This is a genomic window from Marinobacter manganoxydans MnI7-9 (assembly GCF_000235625.1).
Lineage (GTDB): Bacteria > Pseudomonadota > Gammaproteobacteria > Pseudomonadales > Oleiphilaceae > Marinobacter > Marinobacter manganoxydans.
Window position 1 is genome coordinate 270,767 of record NZ_AGTR01000084.1, and the last position, 19,221, is coordinate 289,987.

A 19,221-nucleotide genomic window follows, 5' to 3' on the forward strand; every position below is an offset into this window, starting at 1 on the left:
CCCGCCGTTGCCACTAGCCGGCGGGCTCACTCTCCACTTCCCTGCCGTTATTCTTTTTCAGCATCGTCAGCTCATCCACCAGGCCGGAGCGCCAGGGCATCTGCTTGATGCCGAAGGTATTGCGGATCTTGGTGCAGATCAGCGTGGTATTGACCGGCTCAAGATGGCCCCACTCGGGCACCTCGTCCACCACCCGGATCCCTTCGGGAATCCCAGGCAGCCCGGCAATCGCCAGGCCCAGCTCGTACAGATTGATTTCCTCGGCACCGGCGTACTGATAGGTGCCCCAGACCTCGGCCCCGCAATCAAGTTGCAGAACCACAGCCTCGATTACCCTGGCCAGATCACGGACCGATACGGGTTGCCCCCGGCATCGTCCGGGTAGTGACAGTATTTCACCGGCAGCCGTACTGGCCTGCACCTTCCGGATGAACCGTGCCAGGCTCCAGCCGGTCCGCAGGATAATATGCCGAGGCAACAGGGTCCGCAGGGCCTGCTCGCACTCCCATTGCCAGTTACCCAGCTCATTCACCGGCTGCCCCGGATTGGAAGTGATGTACCCGCTTTGCTTCCGGCCATCGAACACGTAGCAGGAGGACAGCTGGAGCAGCGCCATACCACGATCACGTGCAAACTCGGCCATGGCCACGGGTAGCGAGAATGCCGCCATATGGACGCCCTCAGGATCATTCTCGGCGACCTCCGGATCGGCCATCCAGAGTGCATTTACGATCAGGTCGGTATCTTCGGGAATCCAGTTCTCCAGTGCATCAAGATCGGCGTTGGAGGGATCGCTGACAAGCAAAGGGCTGACGTGCAGGTGCGTTGCCCGCAAGCGCTCCAGCAAAACCTTCCCCAAAGGGCCGTAATCGTGAACAACAAGTACATGCACGAGGATTCAATGCCTCCCGATATCACTGATGTGACGTTATTTCGGAACCGGTTTGGCCAATGGCTTCTGGATTCCGGCGCCTACACTGATGCAGTCTGAATTTAATGCTTTGCTATTTCTTTCAAGAGCATACAACAACAGGAACTGTCATGCTGAAACAACAGAGCCACATTGTGGCGCCGATCCCTGATGAGTTGCGAACCCGGGCCCTGTATACCGTCGGCGAACTGCGCGAACGCGGCAAGGCCGACAAGGAAGCCATCGACAAGCTCTTCAACCTGATTGTGGACATGACCGAAGAAGGTCTGGACTTCTTTTTCCTGGAGCCGCTTCGGCGATTGCATGCCAGTAACATGATGATGGGCATGGCCAAGATGGGCATCAGCAGCATGCTCAAGGGCAGCAAGATGGTCGTGCACAAAGTGCTCAAGAAACTGGACGACCGCAGCCTCGCTGCCATTCTCGACTTTATCGAGGAAATCATTCACGAACCGGAACAGGGCTAGCGAAACGCCCTGCAGTGCTACCGGTATTGCCTTGGCACCCGCCCGGTGATGCCGGTCATAAGCTCATAGGAGATGGTGCCAGCGCATGCGGCCACCTCGTCGACACCCACGGTGCGACCCCACAGTTCAACACTGTCGCCTTCCTTTGCATCCGGTGCATTGGTCAGGTCAACGGCCAGCATGTCCATGGAAACCCGCCCGATGAGCCGGATTCGCTGACCATTGATGGCGGCGGGCGTGTTGGTTCCGGCATGCCGGGGGTAACCATCACCGTAACCAATCGCCACCATTCCCATCCGGGTGTCGCGGTCGGCAACCCAGCTGGCACCGTAGCCAACCGACTCGCCCGCCGGCACCAAGCGGGTGCTGATCAAGGGGGCCTCAAGCGACATTACCGGCTCCAGGCCAAGTTCGGGACCGGTCGTGCCCACCATTGGTGAGCCGCCATACAACATGATTCCGGGGCGGCTCCAGTCAAACATCGGCTGGCCCGGTCGAAAATGGGCGGCCGAATTGGCAACGCTCTTCATTAAATCCGGAAAAGAAGACGTGGCCTTTTCAAACACCGCAGTCTGCTGCGCCGTCATTGCGCTGTCGGGATCGTCGGCGCACGCAAAGTGCGTGACGAACCCCAGTAGCTCTGTATCAGCGCTCATGGCCTGTAACCGGCTCATTACCCCGGCCAGCTCGTCCGGATGAAAGCCGAGACGGTTCATACCGCTATTCACTTTCAGCCAGAAAGCGGGCCAATTCTCCAGGCGCTCCAGCCACGCCAGTTGCTGGAAACTGTGGAAAACCGGCTCAAAGCCATTCCGGGCGCATTCATCGATATCGGCTTCAGCATGGACACCCTGCAGCAGGACGACCGGCTGTATCAGACCTGTTTCCCGAATGGCACGCGCCTCTTCCAGGCAAGCCACTGCGTATTTCGGCGCCAGGCTATCCAGCGCCGAAGCCACCGGCCCGATACCGTGGCCATAGCCATCGGCTTTCACCACGGCCATCACCCTGGCCCCGCCTGCCCGCCGCTGGGCAGTCTGGAAGTTCCGGCGCAAGGCGCCCAGATCAATCCGGGCAATCGTACTGCGGGGCATCAATACTCCCCGCCGTAGTCGCTGTAATCACCGTGGGCCAGATCTTCGAATTTCGTGTACTTGCCGATAAACGCAAGTCGGATGGTGCCGATGGGGCCGTTCCGCTGCTTACCAATAATGATCTCGGCAATGCCCTTGTCCGGGGTGTCCTCGTTGTAGACTTCATCCCGGTACACAAACATGATGACGTCGGCGTCCTGCTCGATGGCGCCGGATTCCCGCAAATCCGAGTTCACCGGGCGCTTATTGGGCCGTTGTTCAAGACTCCGGTTAAGCTGGGACAGGGCCACCACCGGGCAACTCAATTCTTTGGCGATACCCTTCAGTGAGCGGGAAATTTCAGAGATCTCAGCGGTCCGACCCTCGGTGTTGCCGGGCACCCGCATAAGCTGCAGGTAGTCGACCATGATCAGGCCAATCTTGCCGTCGTTTTCCCGGGCAATACGGCGCGCCCGGGAACGCATCTCGGTGGGGCTCAGGCCCGGCGTATCGTCGATATAAAGCGGCTTGTCTTTCAGAAGGCTCACCGCCGACGTCAGCCGGGGCCAGTCGTCTTCTTCCAGCTTGCCGCCGCGAACCTTGGTCTGGTCAATGCGCCCGAGCGACGAGAGCATACGCATAGCAAGGGCATCCGCCGGCATCTCCATACTGAACACCAGAACCGGCGTGCCGGTGCTGATCAGGGCGTTCTCGACAATATTCATCGCAAAGGTCGTCTTACCCATGGAGGGGCGACCCGCCACGATGATCAGGTCCGAAGGCTGCATGCCCGAGGTTTGATCATCCAGATCCTTGAAGCCGGTGGTCAGACCGGTGGTCTGCTCGCCGGATTCAAACAGTTCCTCAATCCGGCTCAGGGTCTTGGCAAGAATGGGGTTGATTGCCTGCGGCCCGGAACCCTCCTTGACCCGCGCTTCGGCAATCTGGAAAACGCTGCGCTCAGCCTCATCCAGAATCTCATTGCTGTTTCGCCCGAGCGGATTAAAGGCCGAATCGGAAATCTTGCCGGACACCTCCACCAGTTGGCGCAGAATGGAGCGTTCGCGGACGATATCGGCATAGGCACGGATGTTCGCGGCACCTGGGGTTTTCTCGGCCAATTCGGCCAGATAGGACAAACCACCGGCATCTTCGATATCACCGGCCCGCTCCAGGAATTCGGCGAGGGTTACCACATCCAGAGGCTCACTCTCACTGGCAAGGCGCTCCACAGCGCCAAAGATCAGCCGGTGGTCCTGTCGGTAAAAATCGGCGGCCGAAATCACCTCGGAGATCTCGTCAAACCGGCGATTGTCCAGCATCAGGCCGCCCAGGACTGCCTGCTCTGCTTCGACAGAATGAGGGGGAACCTTGATCCGGCTGGTTTCGAGATCGGTACTCGCGGGCTTCAGATTGGGCTTGGCCATGAACACATCTTCAGTTCCACATCATAACCACGACAGTTTAAGCGACCTGCCGAAGCAATGGGAGGGGGTTACAGGGACTTAACAGCATACCAGAAAGCAACAGGCCCGAAAGCCGCAAGATGCGGTTCGGGCCTGTCAGGTTGGCCGGCACCCGCCTCCAAAGAGGCAGTGAGGCCACCAGCGTATTACCAGAGCCGGGGCAACCCCAGCACCGTTTCCAGAGAAAACGGCTTACTCGGCAACAACCGCCAGCTTGACGCTTACTTCAACGTCGGAGTGCAGCTGAAGCTCGATCTCGTACTCGCCAGTCACCCGGATCGGGCCTTCCGGCAGACGAACTTCGCTCTTCTCTACTTCGGTACCACCGGCAGTGATCGCGTCAGCGATGTCGCGCACACCGATAGAACCGAACAGCTTGCCTTCTTCACCGGCCTTGGAGCTGATGGTGAAAGCGGCACCCTCGAGGGCCTCGGCGCGGGCCTGGGCAGCAGACAGCTTCTCAGCAGCTGCTTTCTCAAGCTCGGCACGACGCTCTTCGAACGCCTTCAGGTTTGCTTCAGTGGCAGGTACAGCCTTGCCATAAGGAAGCAGGAAATTACGACCGTAACCGGCCTTAACCTTTACCTTGTCACCCAGGGAGCCAAGGTTTGCAACTTTCTCGAGCAGAATAACTTCCATCTCGTTAACCTCTTCGTGCTTTATTCAGCCGGCCCGGCAGGGCTTATACGCCTCCGGATATCCAGCCAGCTATCCACAAAAGCCAGAACCACTAACAGAATCATCAGGCTTGGGCCCAAAAGGATCAGCGCTACATAAAACATCGCCAACCAGTTCCCACTGAGCTTTTTCAAACCAACAACGCCGTGTACCAGTGCCAGGCTGGCCAGGAACAGCGGTGTTCCCGCAGCCCAGGCAAGCAACATGGAATTCAGCCCGAGGATCGGACCAACCACCATGGTCACTGCACACAACACCGCAATCGGCGCCGACAGCCGCAGGCTATGGAATTCCTTGCGGAACCCACCGGGGTTATAAAGCCCCGCCTGCCAGGACCGCGCCAGCATGGTCATGCCCACACCCGTTGCCAGGTAGGTGCCGGCCATACTCGCGTTCATCGTGTCGCGGATAACCCTGTCGAGGTCATCGCCGAGACTCTGCGCGATTTCGGCATTGTACTGTTGGTAAAAGCTCACCCCGGCCTGGACCAGATCATCCAGCAAGCCCGGGTAGACCACAGGCAACATCAGGCCTGTGACGATTGCGAGAAAACTTCCCGCAAGCAGGGCTTTTTCCCAGGACTGCGTGGTTCTGATCAGCGACGCCATGAGCATCACCTGGAGCAATACAGCCAGAGCGGTCGGGTCCTGCCCGAAAATGCTCCAGCCAAGCGCCGGAAGTAATGCCCAGAGCCCGATATTGAGCCCCTGGCTGATGCCAAGCCTGAGAATAACCAGGCCGACAACGGCTGCGCCAATCCAGAACAACAAGGGCACTGCAGTCGTGACTGCTGCTACCCCGCCGGCCTGGAAGGGACCGCGCATTACATACTGTGCAAGTGCACGCATGGTCCCAAGTCCTGTGTTTCTGTTACTTAGTTATCGTGGCTGTCCGAGTACGGCAGCAGTGCCAGGTAGCGGGCACGCTTGATAGCGGTAGCCAGCTGACGCTGATAACGTGCTTTGGTGCCGGTGATGCGGCTGGGCACGATTTTGCCGGTTTCAGTGATGTAGCCTTTCAGGGTGTCCAGATCTTTGTAATCGATCTCCTTAACACCCTCTGCCGTGAAGCGGCAGAACTTACGACGTCTGAAAAAACGAGCCATAACTTAACTCCTCAACTCCGGTTAATTACTCTTCTTCGTCCTGGGTTTCAGCACGCTGACGTGGCTCGTCAGATTCGGCTGAACGACGCGGGCGATCATCGCCGCCACGACGGTCTTCACGGGACTCGGAAGCTTTCATCGGGGACAGGTCTGTATCCGCACCATCACGGCGCAGGATCATGTCGCGGATGATTGCATCGTTGAAACGGAAGTTGTGAGTCAGCTCGTCCATCGCGGCCTGTGAACATTCAACGTTCATCAGTACGTAGTGAGCCTTGTGAATCTTGTTGATCGGGTATGCCAGGTGACGACGGCCCCAATCTTCCAGGCGATGTACCTTGCCGCCATCTTCAGTGATGACGCCGGTATAACGCTCGATCATCGCGGGCACCTGCTCGCTCTGATCCGGATGTACCATAAAAACGATTTCGTAGTGACGCATGAGTTCTCCCTACGGTTTAAACAGCTTCCTTTTTACCGACACGGCGTTGAACCCGCGACCGACAAACATGAAAGCAAGGAGTTGACAGCTGCTGCTGCCGGTTTCTTTTTGCTTTATCACTAAGGCTTTACGAGAAAGGCTTGATCAAAAGCTTGGCCCGGTATTGCCTGCAATCAGGCAATACAAAACCACCCCTTAAAAAAGGGGTCACGTATTCTAGGCGGGGAAGGCCCTGTGTGCAAGGGTTAACCAAGCCGCTGGCGCAGTGCTTCGTATAGGCAAACACCCGTAGCCACAGAGACGTTGAGGCTGTCTACTTGGCCGAGCATGGGGATATTGATCAGCTGATCGCAGTGCTCGCGGGTGAGCCGGCGCATACCCTTGCCTTCGGCGCCCATCACCAGCGCTACCGGCCCCTTGAAATCAGCCTGGTAAAGGGTGGCGTCCGCCTCACCGGCGGTGCCAATCAGCCAGACCCCCTGATCCTGCAAACTGCGCAGAAAGCGGGCAAGGTTGGTGACCCGCACAAAGGGCACCGTCTCGGCAGCCCCACAGGCGACCTTTCGGGCAACCGGCGTCAGTGACGCAGACTTGTCCTTGGGCACGATAACCGCCTGAACACCAACCGCGTCGGCGGTGCGCATACAGGCACCAAGATTGTGAGGATCGGTTACGCCATCAAGTACCAGCAGGAACGGTGGCTTGTCACTGGCGGCCAACTGGGCCAGCAGATCATCTTCGGTCCATTCCCGGCTTTCACTGACAGCCGCCACAACACCCTGATGGACACCGGACACCCGCTCATCAAGCTCCTTCCGGTGCACGACCTTCCATTTCACCCCAAGGCTGTCCAGGGTGTCGGTAATGCTCTTGACCCGCTTATCCTGCCGGCCGGTCTGGATCCAGACCTGCTGAAGACGCTCAGGCTCGCGCTTGAGGACAGCCTCAACCGCGTGCCAGCCAAACACAAACTCTCCGGACACTGGTTCTGATTCCTGTTACTTGCCTGATTTTCGCGGCTTGGCTTTCTTGTCGTCTTTGCCAGCGCCACTGCCCTTCTTGCCTTTTTTCAGGGCAAGTTTCGCAGCCTTTGCAACCAGCTCATCTCTGGCAGATGGCGTTTCGTTATCATCGAAGGCCTCAGGCGCCTTTTTCCTCGATGACGCCGACGCCGGGCGTTTCCTCGGGCGCTTCAGGCCAGGCTCGCCGGATGATGCACCCTTCTGGCCAGGCTTGGCTCTGCCGGGCGGCTTGCCACCTTTGCCGGGGCCGCGCTTGCCCTTTCCTCGCTCGCCTTTATCTGGAACCTTGAGCGCGTCGCGATCTGCCTGTCGATGCACGGGCTCGCTGATCAGCTCCAGGTCGATCTTGCGATCTTCCATTCCAACCCGAACGACTTTCACACGGACCTCATCACCAAGCCGGAAGCTCATTGCCGTGCGCTCACCGATGAGGCGATGCTTGGCTGAATCGTGATGGAAGAAGTCACCGCTGAGCGTCGACACATGCACCAGCCCCTCTATGTAGACGCCAGAAAGCTCCACAAAGAAACCGAAGGGCACAACGGACGCAATGACACCGTCGTACTCCTCACCGACATGATCACTGAGGTACTCACACTTCAGCCAGGCCATGACGTCACGGGTGGCATCATCGGCACGGCGCTCTGCCATCGAGGTGTGCTCACCCAACTGCTCCATCCGGGCCATATCGTAAGGATATTCGGCAAGCTCGGGATCCGGCTTCGGTGGCGGAACCACATCCTTGGAAGGCTGCCCGCCGTGAATAACCGACTTGATGGCCCGGTGATTAATGAGGTCCGGATAACGCCGGATCGGCGACGTAAAGTGGGCATAGCCTGCATAGCCAAGGCCAAAATGGCCACCCTCTTCCGGACTGTAGACGGCCTGGCTGAGCGAACGCAGCATAACCGTTTGGATCACATTGGCATCCGAGCGATCCTTGATACTGTTCAGCAGCTCCTGATAGTCCGCAGACGTGGGGCTATCGCCACCCCCCAATTGCAGACCCAGCTCACCCAGGAACAGCCGCACTGCATTAAGTCGCTCTTCTGACGGGCCATCATGGACCCGGTAGAGTGCCGGCAGTTTGTGTTTTTTCAGGAATCGCGCTGTGGCAACGTTCGCACACAGCATGCATTCCTCGATGATCTTGTGGGCGTCATTGCGCTGCACCGGAACGATCTCTTCTATCTTCCGATCGGCGTCAAACACAATCTTGGTTTCGGTAGTTTCGAAGTCAATTGCACCACGCTCGGTACGGGCCTTACGCAACAACTGGTAGAGGCCATAAAGATTGTGCAACTGCGGGAGCACGTTGGCGTATTGCTCACACAGCTTGTAGCCCTGTTCGGTGTCCGGGTGCTCCAGCATGGTGCTTACCTTGTTATAGGTAAGCCGCGCATGACTGAACATGACCGCTTGATAAAAACTGTAGCTGCTGATATTGCCAGCGGCGCTGATGGTCATATCGGCCACCATGCAGAGGCGGTCGACCCCCGGGTTCAGCGAACACAGGCCGTTGGACAGCTTTTCCGGCAGCATTGGCACAACGTGATCCGGGAAATAAACCGACGTACTGCGGTTTACCGCCTCTTCGTCCAATGGTGTACCTGGACGGACGTAGTGGGAAACATCGGCAATTGCAACCAACAGACGATAGCCACCACGGGCCCTTGGCTCGCAATACACGGCATCATCAAAATCCCGTGCCGTCTCGTCGTCGATCGTTACCAGCCTGAGATTGCGGATATCCTTCCGGTTGACCTTGTCTTTTTCTGTGACTTCTTCCGGAATTGCGGCTGTTTGCTCGCCCACGGCGGGCGGCCAGCTATGGGGAATGTCGTAGGAACGAATGGCAACGTCAATCTCCATTCCCGGCGCCATATGCTCTCCCAGCACCTCAACAACCTTGCCCAATGGCTGGGTGCGTACGGTAGGCTGACGAACAATATCCACCACCACGTACTGGCCATGACGGGCGTTGCCGCAATTTTCCTGGGGAATGAGTACCTCATGGTTGATCCGCGCATTTTCCGGAACCACGAAGCTGATACCGCTCTCCTGGAAAAAACGCCCTACTGTCTGGCTGGTCCGGTATTCAAGAACCTCGACAATCACACCCTCACGTCGACCGCGGTCATCCACCCGATCTACCCGGGCAGCCACTCGATCACCGTGAAACACCTGACGCATCTGGCGGGCTGTAAGAAACAGGTCGGAGCCGCCATCGTCCGGCACCAGAAACCCGAAGCCATCCTTGTGTCCGATCACGCGACCGGTAACCAGATCCGCTTCTTCAATGGGCAGGTAGGCGCCACGGCGATTGCAGATCAGTTGTCCATCCCGGCACATGGCGATCAAACGCCGCCGAAGGGCTTCAATACCCTCTTCCGAAGACTGACCAAGCTCGGAACACAATGTTTCATGTGTTGCGGGAGCCCCGCGATCCTTGAGATGCGAGAGGATAAATTCCCGGCTTTGAATAGGATTATCGTATTTTTGGGCCTCACGGCTGGCGTGAGGATCCCGGTCGTTTTTCTTCCTGGAAACCATTCGGATCCTTGTCCTGAGGCTGCACCAACGCGGCACAGTATAGATTCGTTTGCAACGAGTATAACGTTGGGATGGAGGTCCTGCCTATCAACCTGCCCGGAATAGGCATAAATACCTGCCATTCTTTTTGCGAAAAAATGTTTGACAGCCCAGGCCGGAATTATTAAAGTACGCGCCATCGGTTGAGGCACACACCTCAACGTTGGCAGAAACGTTTAGTTTTCAACAAGCTAAGGTTCTGCAAATCACCTGCCGAGGTGGTGAAATTGGTAGACACGCTAGCTTCAGGTGCTAGTGGGGGCAACCCCGTGGAGGTTCAAGTCCTCTCCTCGGCACCATTTCCTCCCTCAGGAAGTGGTAAATTGGCCAACCGGCCACATGTTGACTCTCTTTGAAGCACAGCCAACTCCTGTTACTCCCGTGCACGCGCTCCCTGCAGCCAGAAAAGAATCCCGCTCAATAGTACCTATTCCAGCAGTTCAACCAGATACTCAGACAAACGCTGATAGCTATACTCCACCCGCGCATACGCGGAGCTGGGAATGCCCTCGAACTCGCGGCCACAGTCACCGCCCGCACTATATCGCGTCATGTAGGCATCACGAATAAGATTCGGTTGTTCAGCAACGAAGCCCGGCCCGCCTGCTGTCGGGTAATTCATCACCCACTCGAAACTTCCATCCCCGGTTACCCTGTCTAGCCCAAGACGATCGGGATCGAGGAATCCGTATCGCAGCAGTCGAAGATCCGGTTGCTCCGGGCCGGAAAACTCCCTGCGGTCGAATTCCAGGACGGTATCGGTAAAACCCTCGGGCTGAGGGTCGTAGCCCGAAAACTGGTAAGGCTGAACGCCAGTGACAACCTGATTCGCGTCCACGGCATCCTCTTGCGGGGTGCAGTTACTGATGCCGACCGCAAACGTCACGGCCTCCACCTCACTGCCCTGCTCTGAAAGCCGGTAACCCGGAAATACAGAAGACGAATTCGCCATGTCCGGAACCAGCGTGCGGGTCTTGCCGGTGCCATACTCTGCAACCAGCTCGGCCAGCTCACCACTGTCCTTTGTCCAGCTGTAGGTTACCTCGGGGTTACCGCCGAGTTCAGTCGAGCCTGCTGAAATCCCGCGATACTGATGGCAGGTGGTACTGGTTTCGAAATAGGCACGGCGGCTGTCCCAGTCGAAAATGAGACGCTCATCCGTTCCGTCTTCATCGAAATTCAAGCGGCTCTGCTCCGACAGTGCGGCAGAGGGTAGCCACTGGGTGTGCAGGTTCGCCATATAACCATTTACACCAATCAGGCGCGCCAACTCCGGCATGGACGGTGACAGACAGCCATTCGCCGAGACGGATAGCAGACGCCCGCTCTCACTGTAATCGAAGGCCAGCTCGGCGGAGATCTGCAGGCCTGAACGATTGGCAGGCAGGGTGTCCTGGCTGGAAGGCTCGGCGTATACCTTCTGGCCGGTGAGCAGCACAGGATCGCTCAACTCCACATCCACTTCGGGCAGGGTCAGGGCGTCGGCATCGACATTGGCAAAGTCACCCTGAGCAGCAGTATCGACCACCGCAATAACGTCCGCGGCATTCTGAATCAGAGAGACGCCCAGCAGAAACGCCGCTTCCCTGCTCAGGAATCGCTCCGTGCCGTCACTGTTCTCTGCTGCCAGCAGGTCGTTGTAGGCATCGGGGATCTGACTGGCCATGAATCTTGCCAATGCCCTGGCGTAGGCGTGTGAGCGGTCGTCCTGGGCGAGAATGTAATCCCGCACCAGATTCAGGTCCGCCAGGCTGGCAGCAACGCCAGATGGCGTTTCCAGGAACGAACCCAGCCCGACAACGCCCCGGTAACGGGCCAGTGTTGTCAGTGGCGTGATATTGCGGACACCGGGAGGCGCCGACATCAGATAGGCGCTGGCCACCGGCACCTCGCCGTTGCGTGTTTCCTCGAGGGTTTTACCCGGCAGGGCGACTGCATGTAACGGATAGTCCCTGGGATCCAGGTCCGGGCCCACGGAAGGGGGTAGAACCAACTCCGAGATGTCGATTGTGAAACGGCCACCGGTACCGCTCATTGCCGTGGGCTCACCCGAGGCAAGGGTGACTTCTGCCCCGTTATCCAGTTCGATGACCAGGGGCCCCGGCGTAAACTGGCTGTCGCCATCCATATCCAGCCAGACCCGGGCGTTGTTCAGGTATCCGTCGATAACCTTGCCGGTATAGGGCGCCGGCTCACTGTACTCCACACCATCAAAATCCCGCCCGTCCACGGGCAGTTCATCGGATTCCTCGCCGCAACCGGCCAGAGCGAGGTAGAGAACAGACACAGAGAAACCTATCAGGCGTTTCATCGCGGCAACCGTTTATCCTTGTTAGAGGTTGTGCCGCTACTTTAGGGGATGTGGTGATCGGAGACCTTGATAGGTTTGGCAATTTGTAAAGTTTGGTAACCAGACGGGACACTCTTCACGACGAACAGCTGTAATGGGAAAACCCGCCGAGATCGAACAGCTCGAAAGGCTTCAGACGGTTGTAGCGATGCTCAACCCCATCCGATTGCTCGTCATAGGGTTGATTCAATACTTTTTGCAGTTCCCTCAGTGGCAGATAATCACCGTCAGCAGCTTGCTGATAAGCCGGAACCACGAACCACTCGCGCATGGTGTATTTCGGGTTCACGAGTTTCATGTCCCGGGAGCGCTCCTCGCGGAGCCGGGAACCGTTGCCCGCTCCGTCGATTCCAATCTGGCATTTCCACTTGGCAAGCCATTCGGACCACCGCTTGAGCAGCCCTTCCGAATCAGCTCCTCCCGCTTCATCCAGTGACCTGTAAAAGCTCTGCTTTAGTGGCTCAATGTCGTCGGGTACCGAGGACAGCTCACGAAAGAAAATGGTGTAATCCACCGGGGTGCGGGTCATCAGCATCATCAGCTCCCGGAAGAGTTCGGCGTCAAAATCTTTCAGCCCCAGTTTCGCTGACCACATCCTTTCCATTTCCGCCTGCATCACCTCCGGAAAACCCTTCTGAATCTCGTCGAGCTGAGCCAGTTCGTCTTCATGGCCATTGAGCAGTGGACGGAGGGCCGAGCAGAAACTCTTGAAGTTCTGCTCGGCGGCCGCCGGTTGATTCAGGAAAGCAAAGTGTTGTCCGCCACCGGTCCACGGTTGATAAAACGGCTCAAACACTTCGCAGAAGCCGAAGGGCCCGTAATCCAGTGTGAAGCCGCCAGCGGCGCAGTTGTCGCTGTTGAAATTGCCCTGGCAATAGCCAACTCGGATCCAGTTTGCGACCAGCGAGGCAAGGCGGCCGCGGAACGCCTGTGCAAGCATGACGACTTTGGTGGGAGTCGCGAGCGTCTGGTCAATGACCCCGCTGTACTCCCGATCAATCAGGTGCAGCACCAGCTGTTCGAGCTCTTCGATCGCTCGAGGGTGCTCCTGTTTTCTGGCCCTGCGACCAAAAAGTTCAAGCTGGCCAACCCGGATGAAGGAAGGCGCAACGCGGGTGGAAATGGCAACCGGCTCCGAAACGAGCTGGTCGGGATCCCGGGAATGTGAGCCCTCGGAGTACCAGGGACGTCGCACCCGCTCCGTTTTCGAGACATAGAGGCTCAGTGATCGCGAGGTTGGCACACCCAGGGCGTGCATGTGCTCTTGCGCCAGGAATTCACGAACGCTGGAACGCAGAACGGCGCGGCCATCGCCACCGCGACAATACGGGGTCTGCCCGCCACCCTTGAGCTGCATTTCCCAGCGCCGACCGTTGAAAACGGCTTCGAGTACCGAAATGGCACGACCGTCTCCGTAGCCGTTGCCGGTCTGAAACGGGCACTGTTGGGTGTATTCGTTGCCGTAGATGGAAAGCGCGTAGCCAGAGGCCCAGCCCAGTTTTCGCATCGGCTCCGGTACAAGCGAGAGGTCGCCGGAGAACATCCGGATAAAGTCGTCGGACTGGGCCAGGCTGTCGGCAAAGCCCAGTTCGCGGAACAAATCCTCACTGTGGGCAACGTATTCAGGGGTTTCGATGGCCGTGGGCCTGACCGGCACATAATGCCCCGAAAAGACCTGCCTTGGCCGATGGTCAACACCATCAGACGTGGCGTCAGGATCAGGGGTAAGATGATCCATCAGGGAATAATCGGCCATCGGTGCAAGTTCTTCGAGGTTGGTCACCTCGAAACCGGTTTCTCGCGACAACGGCTGTTTCATCTGTGCCTCTCCTGATCAAAGGAAACGGGCAGTGCCAGCAATGCCCTCACTTGCCCTTATGACCAGCCCCCGTGGCGAGGGTTCAGAATGAACGGGCAACGATTTCCTTCATGATTTCATTGGTGCCGGCGTAGATCCGCTGCACCCTTGAGTCCGCCCAGGCCCGTGCGATCGGGTATTCCCACATGTAGCCGTAGCCGCCGTGAAGTTGAACACACTCATCCATCACTTTGCACTGCAGGTCTGTGGTGAGCTGCTTCAGCATCGCCGCGGTGGGGATGTCGAGCTTCTTGTCCAGATGTAGCTCCAGGCACCGATCAGTGAACACCCGGGCAGCGGTAATTTCCGCCTTCATTTCCGCCATCTTGAAGCGGGTATTCTGAAACGCAATCACCGGCTTGCCGAAGGCGTTGCGCTCCTTGACGTAATCCAGGGTCCACTGCCAGGCGGCTTCGGCTGCGGCAACAGCACCCAGGGCCACCTGAAGGCGCTCGGCCGCCAGCTCCTGCATCAGCTGGAAAAAGCCCTGGCCTTCGCCCGGGCCGATCAGATTCTTCTCAGGTACTTTCACATCCTGGAAGAACAGCTCGGAGGTGTCCTGGGCCTTCATGCCCACCTTGTTCAGGTTCTGGCCTTTCTCGAAACCTTCCCACGCGGTTTCCACCATGAACAGGCTGATGCCTTTGGCGCCTTCCTTGGGGTCGGTCTTGGCAACAACAATAACCACGTCAGCAAGCTGGCCGTTGGTGATGAAGGTCTTGGAACCGTTCAGCACGTAATGATCGCCGTTTTTCACCGCCGTCGTTTTCACGCCCTGCAGGTCCGAGCCGGCACCCGGCTCTGTCATGGCAATGGCGCCAATCATTTCGCCGCTGGCCAGTTTGGGCAGATAATGATTTTTCAGCTCATCGGAGCCGTAGTTGAGCACGTAAGGTGCAACAATGTCAGAGTGCAGGCCCCAGCCTATGCCCGTCAAGCCGGCCCTGGCTACCTCTTCGATCAACACCGCACTGTACCGGAAATCCGCACCAACACCGCCGAACTCTTCCGGCAGGCATGGGCAAAGGAAGCCCAGCTCACCGGCTTTCTGCCAGAGCTCGCGGCTAACCTGGCCGTCTTTCTCCCACTGATCATGGTAAGGCGTTGCCTCTTGCTCCAGGAACTTGCGGACAGAATCGCGAAAGCCTTCAAGGTCGGCGTCGAAGAGAGTGCGTGGAATCATGGTGAACCTCGGTGAATAACCTGTGTTGTGTTTGTCGTTCACCAAGTCTCTGCCCGGAGCCCGGTTTGCTCAATGATGAAAAGCATCAATCGGGCTGGCCAAAACCATCGCTTAGAGCAGCCTCAGCCCTTGCGCTTGTCCTCGGCTCGGGCTTCGCCCCATCGGGGCATCAGGTCTTGGGGCAGGTTCAGATGATCAAGGATTCGGGCAACAATAAAATCCACCAGATCCTCGAGCGACTGGGGCTTGTGATAGAAGCCGGGGCTCGCCGGCATGATGACGGCACCCATGCGGGTCAGTTTCAGCATATTCTCCAGATGCACCTCGGAGAAAGGTGCCTCCCTGGGAACCAGAATGAGCGTACGACGCTCTTTCAGCGCGACATCTCCGGCCCGCTCAATCAGGTTGTTACTGGCACCGGTCGCCAGGGCCGAGAGCGTTCCGGTACTACAGGGGCAGACCACCAGTGGCGCTTTCTCCCCGGAGCCGGAAGCCGGCGGTGCAAACCAGTCTTCCCGACCAAACACCAGAACCTGCCCCGATTCTGCACCCGCATAGGCAGACAATGTTTCCTGCATCGCCGGCGGCGTTCCCGGCAGTTTTAGATCGGTTTCCGTGGCGATCACCACCTGCGCAGCCCGGCTGACCATCACATTCACCCGGCAGCCTGCTGAGACCAGGCACTGCAAAAGGCGCAGGCCATACTGGGCACCGGACGCGCCAGTGAAGGCCAGGTTAACGGTCGTTGGCCGATTATGGTCGTTGGTCATGAATATCGCCACTTGTCAGTCAGGGGGAGTCGCCGGTTGCGCCGGATCAGCCACGGATACGCTCAAGCTCGGCAATAAGTTTACCGTGAATACCACCAAAGCCGCCGTTGCTCATGATCACAATGTGGCAGGGGCTGGGAAGATCTTCCAGGGTGCGCGCCAGCAAATCTTCCACTGTAGCGTCTACCCGGTGCCGATCGGAACCGGTATTCAGCGCCTGCCAACCGGCAATCAGTTCGGGCAGCCACTCCATGTCATTCAGGTTCGCCCACAGAACCCGGTCCGCGATTTCCGCGCTGGGCAGCAGTGTCTGCTGGTGGACGCCCTGCTTCATGGTGTTCGAGCGCGGCTCAATCAATGCCAGGATAGGTTCATCACCCACCTGGTTGCGCAAGCCCTCAAGTGTGGTGGCAATGGCCGTAGGATGGTGGGCAAAGTCGTCGTATACACGCACCCCGTCTATGTCCGCCAGCAACTCCATCCGCCGTTTGACGCCGGAGAACCGGCACAGGGCGGCCACCGCATGGTCTGGGGTGACGCCCACGTGGCGGGCGGCAGCAATGGCAGCAAGAGCATTGCGGACGTTATGAAGACCGGTCTGATCCCACTTCAGCGTTGCCACCGGCTGTTCGTGGTGAATCACAAGAAACCGGCTGCCATCCTCCGATAGCAGCTCGGCCCGCCAGTCCGACATGCGCGGGGTCTCGCTGCCAATGGCGGTGTCTTGGACCGGGCTCCAACAACCCAGTGCCAGGGCATTGTCCAGGTGGCCATCCACCGCGGGACGGATAATCAGGCCCTGGGAAGGGACGGTCCGGACCAGATGATGAAACTGCCGCTCGATGGCCTCGACGTTTTCGAAGATATCGGCGTGATCAAATTCCAGATTATTCAGGATCAGGGTATGGGGGCGGTAATGGACGAACTTGGAGCGCTTGTCGAAAAAGGCGCTGTCGTACTCGTCTGCTTCGATTACAAAAAAGTCACTGTTGCCCAGACGCGCCGACACGTGAAAGTCCCGGGGAACACCGCCCACCAGATAGCCCGGTTCAAACCCGGCCTGATCCAGGATCCAGAGCAGCATGGACGTGGTTGTGGTCTTGCCGTGGGTACCGGCTACCGCCATGACCCAACGGTGCCTGAGCACCTCGCGGCTCAGCCACTCGGGCCCGGACATGTAGTCGATATTGCGGTTGAGCACTGCTTCGACTTCCGGATTGCCGCGGGACATGGCGTTACCGATGAGCACCAGGTCCGGTTTCGGCTCCAGGTGATCCGGGCTATACCCTTCCATCAGACTGATACCCTGAGCCTCCAGCTGGGTGCTCATGGGTGGATAAACACCCTGATCGGAGCCTGTCACCGTATGGCCGAGTTCCCGGGCCAGAACGGCCAGGCTGCCCATGAAAGTGCCACAGATTCCGAGGATATGAATGTGCATTCGGCAACTGCCCTCTGAGTTGAAACCCGACAAGCCTCCCGTATCCGCCCCACCCCGTCAAGAGCCACGCTATCCGCAATCCTGCTCATGAAAATTGCCGTCGATTGGCGTATCATCTGCGCCATTGTCGAACCAGCAGGAGGCTCCAGCCCGAGATGGCCATCAAGAATGCATTCTACGCTCAGTCCGGCGGTGTCACCGCCGTCATCAATGCCAGTGCCTGTGGCGTCATCCAGACCGCCCGCAAGCATCCGGACAAAATCGGCAAGGTGTTTGCCGGACGCAACGGCATTATCGGGGCGCTGAAGGAAGAACTGATTGATACCAGCCTCGAAAGCGACGATGCCATCCAGGCACTGATTCACACCCCGGGCGGCGCCTTCGGCTCCTGCCGTCACAAGCTCAAGAACATTTCCGAGAACCGGCGCGAGTACGAACGCCTTATCGAGGTGTTCCGGGCCCACGACATTGGCTACTTCTTCTACAACGGCGGTGGGGATTCACAGGACACCGCCTACAAGGTTTCCCAGATCGCCGACAAGATGGGCTACCCAATTACCTGCATCGGCGTGCCCAAGACCGTGGACAACGATCTGCCGTTCACCGACTGCTGCCCGGGCTTCGGGTCGGTTGCCAAATACATTGCCACGTCCACCCTGGAAGCCAGCCTGGACATCAAGTCCATGTGCGAAACGTCCACCAAGGTGTTCATCCTGGAAGTAATGGGTCGCCACGCCGGCTGGATTGCCGCATCCGGCGGCCTGGCAGGACAGGGCGAGGGCGAACCGCCCCACGTCATCCTGTTCCCGGAAATCCCGTTTAATCGCGACGCGTTCCTTGAGCGCGTGGATCATTGCGTGAAAGAGTATGGCTACTGTGTAGTCGTGGCCTCCGAAGGTGCCCAGTACGAAGATGGTCGCTTCCTGGCGGACGCCGGAGCCAAGGACGCGTTTGGCCACACCCAGCTGGGCGGTGTTGCTCCGGCCCTGGCCAATATGGTCAAGCAGGCCCTGGGCCACAAATACCACTGGGCCGTTGCCGACTACCTCCAGCGCAGTGCCCGCCACATTGCCTCCGCCACCGACGTGGAGCAGGCCTATGCGGTTGGCAAGGCCGCCGTGGAAATGGCACTCGACGGCAAGCAGGCTCTGATGCCCACGATCGTCCGCGAACAGGGCAAACCTTACGTCTGGAAGATCGGTGAGGCCCCGCTGAGCGAAGTGGCAAACCAGGAGAAAAAGATGCCGATCCACTTCATCACCGACGATGGCTTTGGTATCACCCAGGACTGCCGGGACTACCTGGAACCTCTGATTGCCGGTGAGAGTTTCCCGCCATTCGATAACGGCCTGCCGCGTGTTGCCAAACTCCAGAACACGCTGACCGAGAAGAAACTGAAGACCGAGTTCCAGCTGTAACCGAACGAACAGCGTACCGGAAAGCAAAAAGCCTGACAGAGTAGCTCTGTCAGGCTTTTTCATTGTTCAGGCACTACACGCAGATGGTTAGCGGGCCAGCTCCGATTGCTGGTCGCGCATGTAGGCGTAGAACTGATCAAACCCACCCACGTACTGGTTGCCCACCAGAATCTGCGGCACGGTATAAACCGGCCGGCCAATCTTGTCCGCGATATCCTGCTTGCTCATGCCCTTCTCGATCATATCGACCCAGACGTAGGGAATGTTCCTGGCCTCACACAGACGCTTTGCCTGCACGCAGAAACCACAACTCGAGCGGCCATAGATCGTGACCTGCTCCATAAACACCTCCCTAAAGTCTCTGGCTGTATGTTTCGGGACTGCAATGCTATGGCTGAATGATGGCACGGCGCACGCTAATTTAA

At 58.2% G+C, this 19,221-nt stretch carries 17 protein-coding genes and 1 tRNA gene; 3 read left to right on the forward strand and 15 right to left on the reverse strand.

Annotated features, from left to right (window positions below):
- Positions 1-13: 13 nt before the first annotated feature.
- On the reverse strand, positions 14-892 hold the full coding sequence (locus KYE_RS18185; protein ID WP_008176370.1) for an SDR family oxidoreductase: 879 nt from the start codon (positions 890-892) through the stop codon (positions 14-16).
- A 149-nt stretch (positions 893-1,041) separates the two neighbouring features.
- Here KYE_RS18185 and KYE_RS18190 point away from each other — a divergent pair, with 149 nt between their 5' ends.
- Positions 1,042-1,398, forward strand: a complete 357-nt coding sequence (locus KYE_RS18190; RefSeq protein ID WP_008176372.1) for a hypothetical protein — start codon at positions 1,042-1,044, stop codon at positions 1,396-1,398.
- Positions 1,399-1,415: 17 nt separating this feature from the next.
- Here KYE_RS18190 and alr read toward each other — a convergent pair whose 3' ends face one another.
- The 8 genes from alr to rnr form a co-directional block, all read right to left on the reverse strand.
- Positions 1,416-2,492, reverse strand: a complete 1,077-nt coding sequence (alr, locus tag KYE_RS18195) for an alanine racemase (protein WP_008176374.1) — start codon at positions 2,490-2,492, stop codon at positions 1,416-1,418.
- The gene (gene dnaB, locus KYE_RS18200) at positions 2,492-3,898 is read right to left on the reverse strand and encodes a replicative DNA helicase (RefSeq protein WP_008176377.1); all 1,407 of its coding nucleotides are present in this window, start codon (positions 3,896-3,898) and stop codon (positions 2,492-2,494) included. Before dnaB ends, alr begins: the two co-directional genes overlap by 1 nt.
- A gap of 231 nt (positions 3,899-4,129) precedes the next feature.
- A complete protein-coding gene (rplI, locus tag KYE_RS18205) occupies positions 4,130-4,576 on the reverse strand; it encodes a 50S ribosomal protein L9 (protein ID WP_008176379.1) in 447 nt (148 codons plus the stop codon).
- Positions 4,577-4,596: 20 nt separating this feature from the next.
- Positions 4,597-5,463 carry a hypothetical protein gene (locus KYE_RS18210; protein ID WP_008176381.1) on the reverse strand — a complete coding sequence of 289 codons (867 nt, stop codon included), beginning with the start codon at positions 5,461-5,463 and terminating at the stop codon, positions 4,597-4,599.
- A gap of 26 nt (positions 5,464-5,489) precedes the next feature.
- Positions 5,490-5,720, reverse strand: a complete 231-nt coding sequence (gene rpsR, locus KYE_RS18215) for a 30S ribosomal protein S18 (protein WP_007154918.1) — start codon at positions 5,718-5,720, stop codon at positions 5,490-5,492.
- A 25-nt stretch (positions 5,721-5,745) separates the two neighbouring features.
- Positions 5,746-6,162 (reverse strand): 30S ribosomal protein S6, encoded by a 417-nt coding sequence (gene rpsF / locus KYE_RS18220; RefSeq protein ID WP_008176389.1) that lies wholly within the window; start codon positions 6,160-6,162, stop codon positions 5,746-5,748.
- 245 nt (positions 6,163-6,407) lie between these two features.
- A complete protein-coding gene (rlmB, locus tag KYE_RS18225) occupies positions 6,408-7,145 on the reverse strand; it encodes a 23S rRNA (guanosine(2251)-2'-O)-methyltransferase RlmB (protein WP_008176391.1) in 738 nt (245 codons plus the stop codon).
- 15 nt (positions 7,146-7,160) lie between these two features.
- Positions 7,161-9,737: a ribonuclease R gene (gene rnr / locus KYE_RS18230; protein ID WP_008176393.1), complete on the reverse strand. Its 2,577-nt coding sequence runs from the start codon at positions 9,735-9,737 to the stop codon at positions 7,161-7,163.
- 251 nt (positions 9,738-9,988) lie between these two features.
- Here rnr and KYE_RS18235 point away from each other — a divergent pair.
- Positions 9,989-10,075 (forward strand) — tRNA-Leu (locus KYE_RS18235).
- A 128-nt stretch (positions 10,076-10,203) separates the two neighbouring features.
- Here the strand turns inward: KYE_RS18235 and KYE_RS18240 are convergent.
- The 5 genes from KYE_RS18240 to mpl form a co-directional block, all read right to left on the reverse strand.
- The gene (locus KYE_RS18240) at positions 10,204-12,087 is read right to left on the reverse strand and encodes a hypothetical protein (protein WP_008176395.1); all 1,884 of its coding nucleotides are present in this window, start codon (positions 12,085-12,087) and stop codon (positions 10,204-10,206) included.
- Between the two features lie 115 nt (positions 12,088-12,202).
- The gene (locus KYE_RS18245) at positions 12,203-13,945 is read right to left on the reverse strand and encodes a protein adenylyltransferase SelO (RefSeq protein WP_008176397.1); all 1,743 of its coding nucleotides are present in this window, start codon (positions 13,943-13,945) and stop codon (positions 12,203-12,205) included.
- Between the two features lie 82 nt (positions 13,946-14,027).
- Entirely contained in the window at positions 14,028-15,167 is a 1,140-nt protein-coding gene (locus KYE_RS18250; protein ID WP_008176400.1) for an acyl-CoA dehydrogenase family protein, read from the reverse strand.
- Positions 15,168-15,289: 122 nt separating this feature from the next.
- Positions 15,290-15,937, reverse strand: a complete 648-nt coding sequence (locus tag KYE_RS18255; protein ID WP_008176401.1) for a flavin prenyltransferase UbiX — start codon at positions 15,935-15,937, stop codon at positions 15,290-15,292.
- Positions 15,938-15,983: 46 nt separating this feature from the next.
- Complete coding sequence (gene mpl / locus KYE_RS18260; RefSeq protein WP_008176404.1) at positions 15,984-17,378, reverse strand: UDP-N-acetylmuramate:L-alanyl-gamma-D-glutamyl-meso-diaminopimelate ligase; 1,395 nt, start codon at positions 17,376-17,378, stop codon at positions 15,984-15,986.
- Between the two features lie 155 nt (positions 17,379-17,533).
- Here mpl and KYE_RS18265 point away from each other — a divergent pair, with 155 nt between their 5' ends.
- Positions 17,534-18,796, forward strand: coding sequence for a 6-phosphofructokinase (locus tag KYE_RS18265; RefSeq protein WP_008176405.1), 1,263 nt, complete (start codon positions 17,534-17,536; stop codon positions 18,794-18,796).
- Positions 18,797-18,883: 87 nt separating this feature from the next.
- Here KYE_RS18265 and KYE_RS18270 read toward each other — a convergent pair whose 3' ends face one another.
- On the reverse strand, positions 18,884-19,138 hold the full coding sequence (locus KYE_RS18270; RefSeq protein WP_008176407.1) for a GrxA family glutaredoxin: 255 nt from the start codon (positions 19,136-19,138) through the stop codon (positions 18,884-18,886).
- Between the last annotated feature and the right edge of the window lie 83 nt (positions 19,139-19,221).

Bases quoted from the DNA above. Each gene is read 5' to 3' on its own strand.
- KYE_RS18190 (WP_008176372.1), top strand. From the start codon at position 1,042: ATGCTGAAACAACAGAGCCACATTGTGGCGCCGATCCCTGATGAGTTG.
- alr (WP_008176374.1), bottom strand. From the start codon at position 2,492: ATGCCCCGCAGTACGATTGCCCGGATTGATCTGGGCGCCTTGCGCCGG.
- dnaB (WP_008176377.1), bottom strand. From the start codon at position 3,898: ATGGCCAAGCCCAATCTGAAGCCCGCGAGTACCGATCTCGAAACCAGC.
- rplI (WP_008176379.1), bottom strand. From the start codon at position 4,576: ATGGAAGTTATTCTGCTCGAGAAAGTTGCAAACCTTGGCTCCCTGGGT.
- KYE_RS18210 (WP_008176381.1), bottom strand. From the start codon at position 5,463: ATGCGTGCACTTGCACAGTATGTAATGCGCGGTCCCTTCCAGGCCGGC.
- rpsR (WP_007154918.1), bottom strand. From the start codon at position 5,720: ATGGCTCGTTTTTTCAGACGTCGTAAGTTCTGCCGCTTCACGGCAGAG.
- rpsF (WP_008176389.1), bottom strand. From the start codon at position 6,162: ATGCGTCACTACGAAATCGTTTTTATGGTACATCCGGATCAGAGCGAG.
- rnr (WP_008176393.1), bottom strand. From the start codon at position 9,737: ATGGTTTCCAGGAAGAAAAACGACCGGGATCCTCACGCCAGCCGTGAG.
- KYE_RS18240 (WP_008176395.1), bottom strand. From the start codon at position 12,087: ATGAAACGCCTGATAGGTTTCTCTGTGTCTGTTCTCTACCTCGCTCTG.
- KYE_RS18245 (WP_008176397.1), bottom strand. From the start codon at position 13,945: ATGAAACAGCCGTTGTCGCGAGAAACCGGTTTCGAGGTGACCAACCTC.
- KYE_RS18250 (WP_008176400.1), bottom strand. From the start codon at position 15,167: ATGATTCCACGCACTCTCTTCGACGCCGACCTTGAAGGCTTTCGCGAT.
- KYE_RS18255 (WP_008176401.1), bottom strand. From the start codon at position 15,937: ATGACCAACGACCATAATCGGCCAACGACCGTTAACCTGGCCTTCACT.
- mpl (WP_008176404.1), bottom strand. From the start codon at position 17,378: ATGCACATTCATATCCTCGGAATCTGTGGCACTTTCATGGGCAGCCTG.
- KYE_RS18265 (WP_008176405.1), top strand. From the start codon at position 17,534: ATGGCCATCAAGAATGCATTCTACGCTCAGTCCGGCGGTGTCACCGCC.
- KYE_RS18270 (WP_008176407.1), bottom strand. From the start codon at position 19,138: ATGGAGCAGGTCACGATCTATGGCCGCTCGAGTTGTGGTTTCTGCGTG.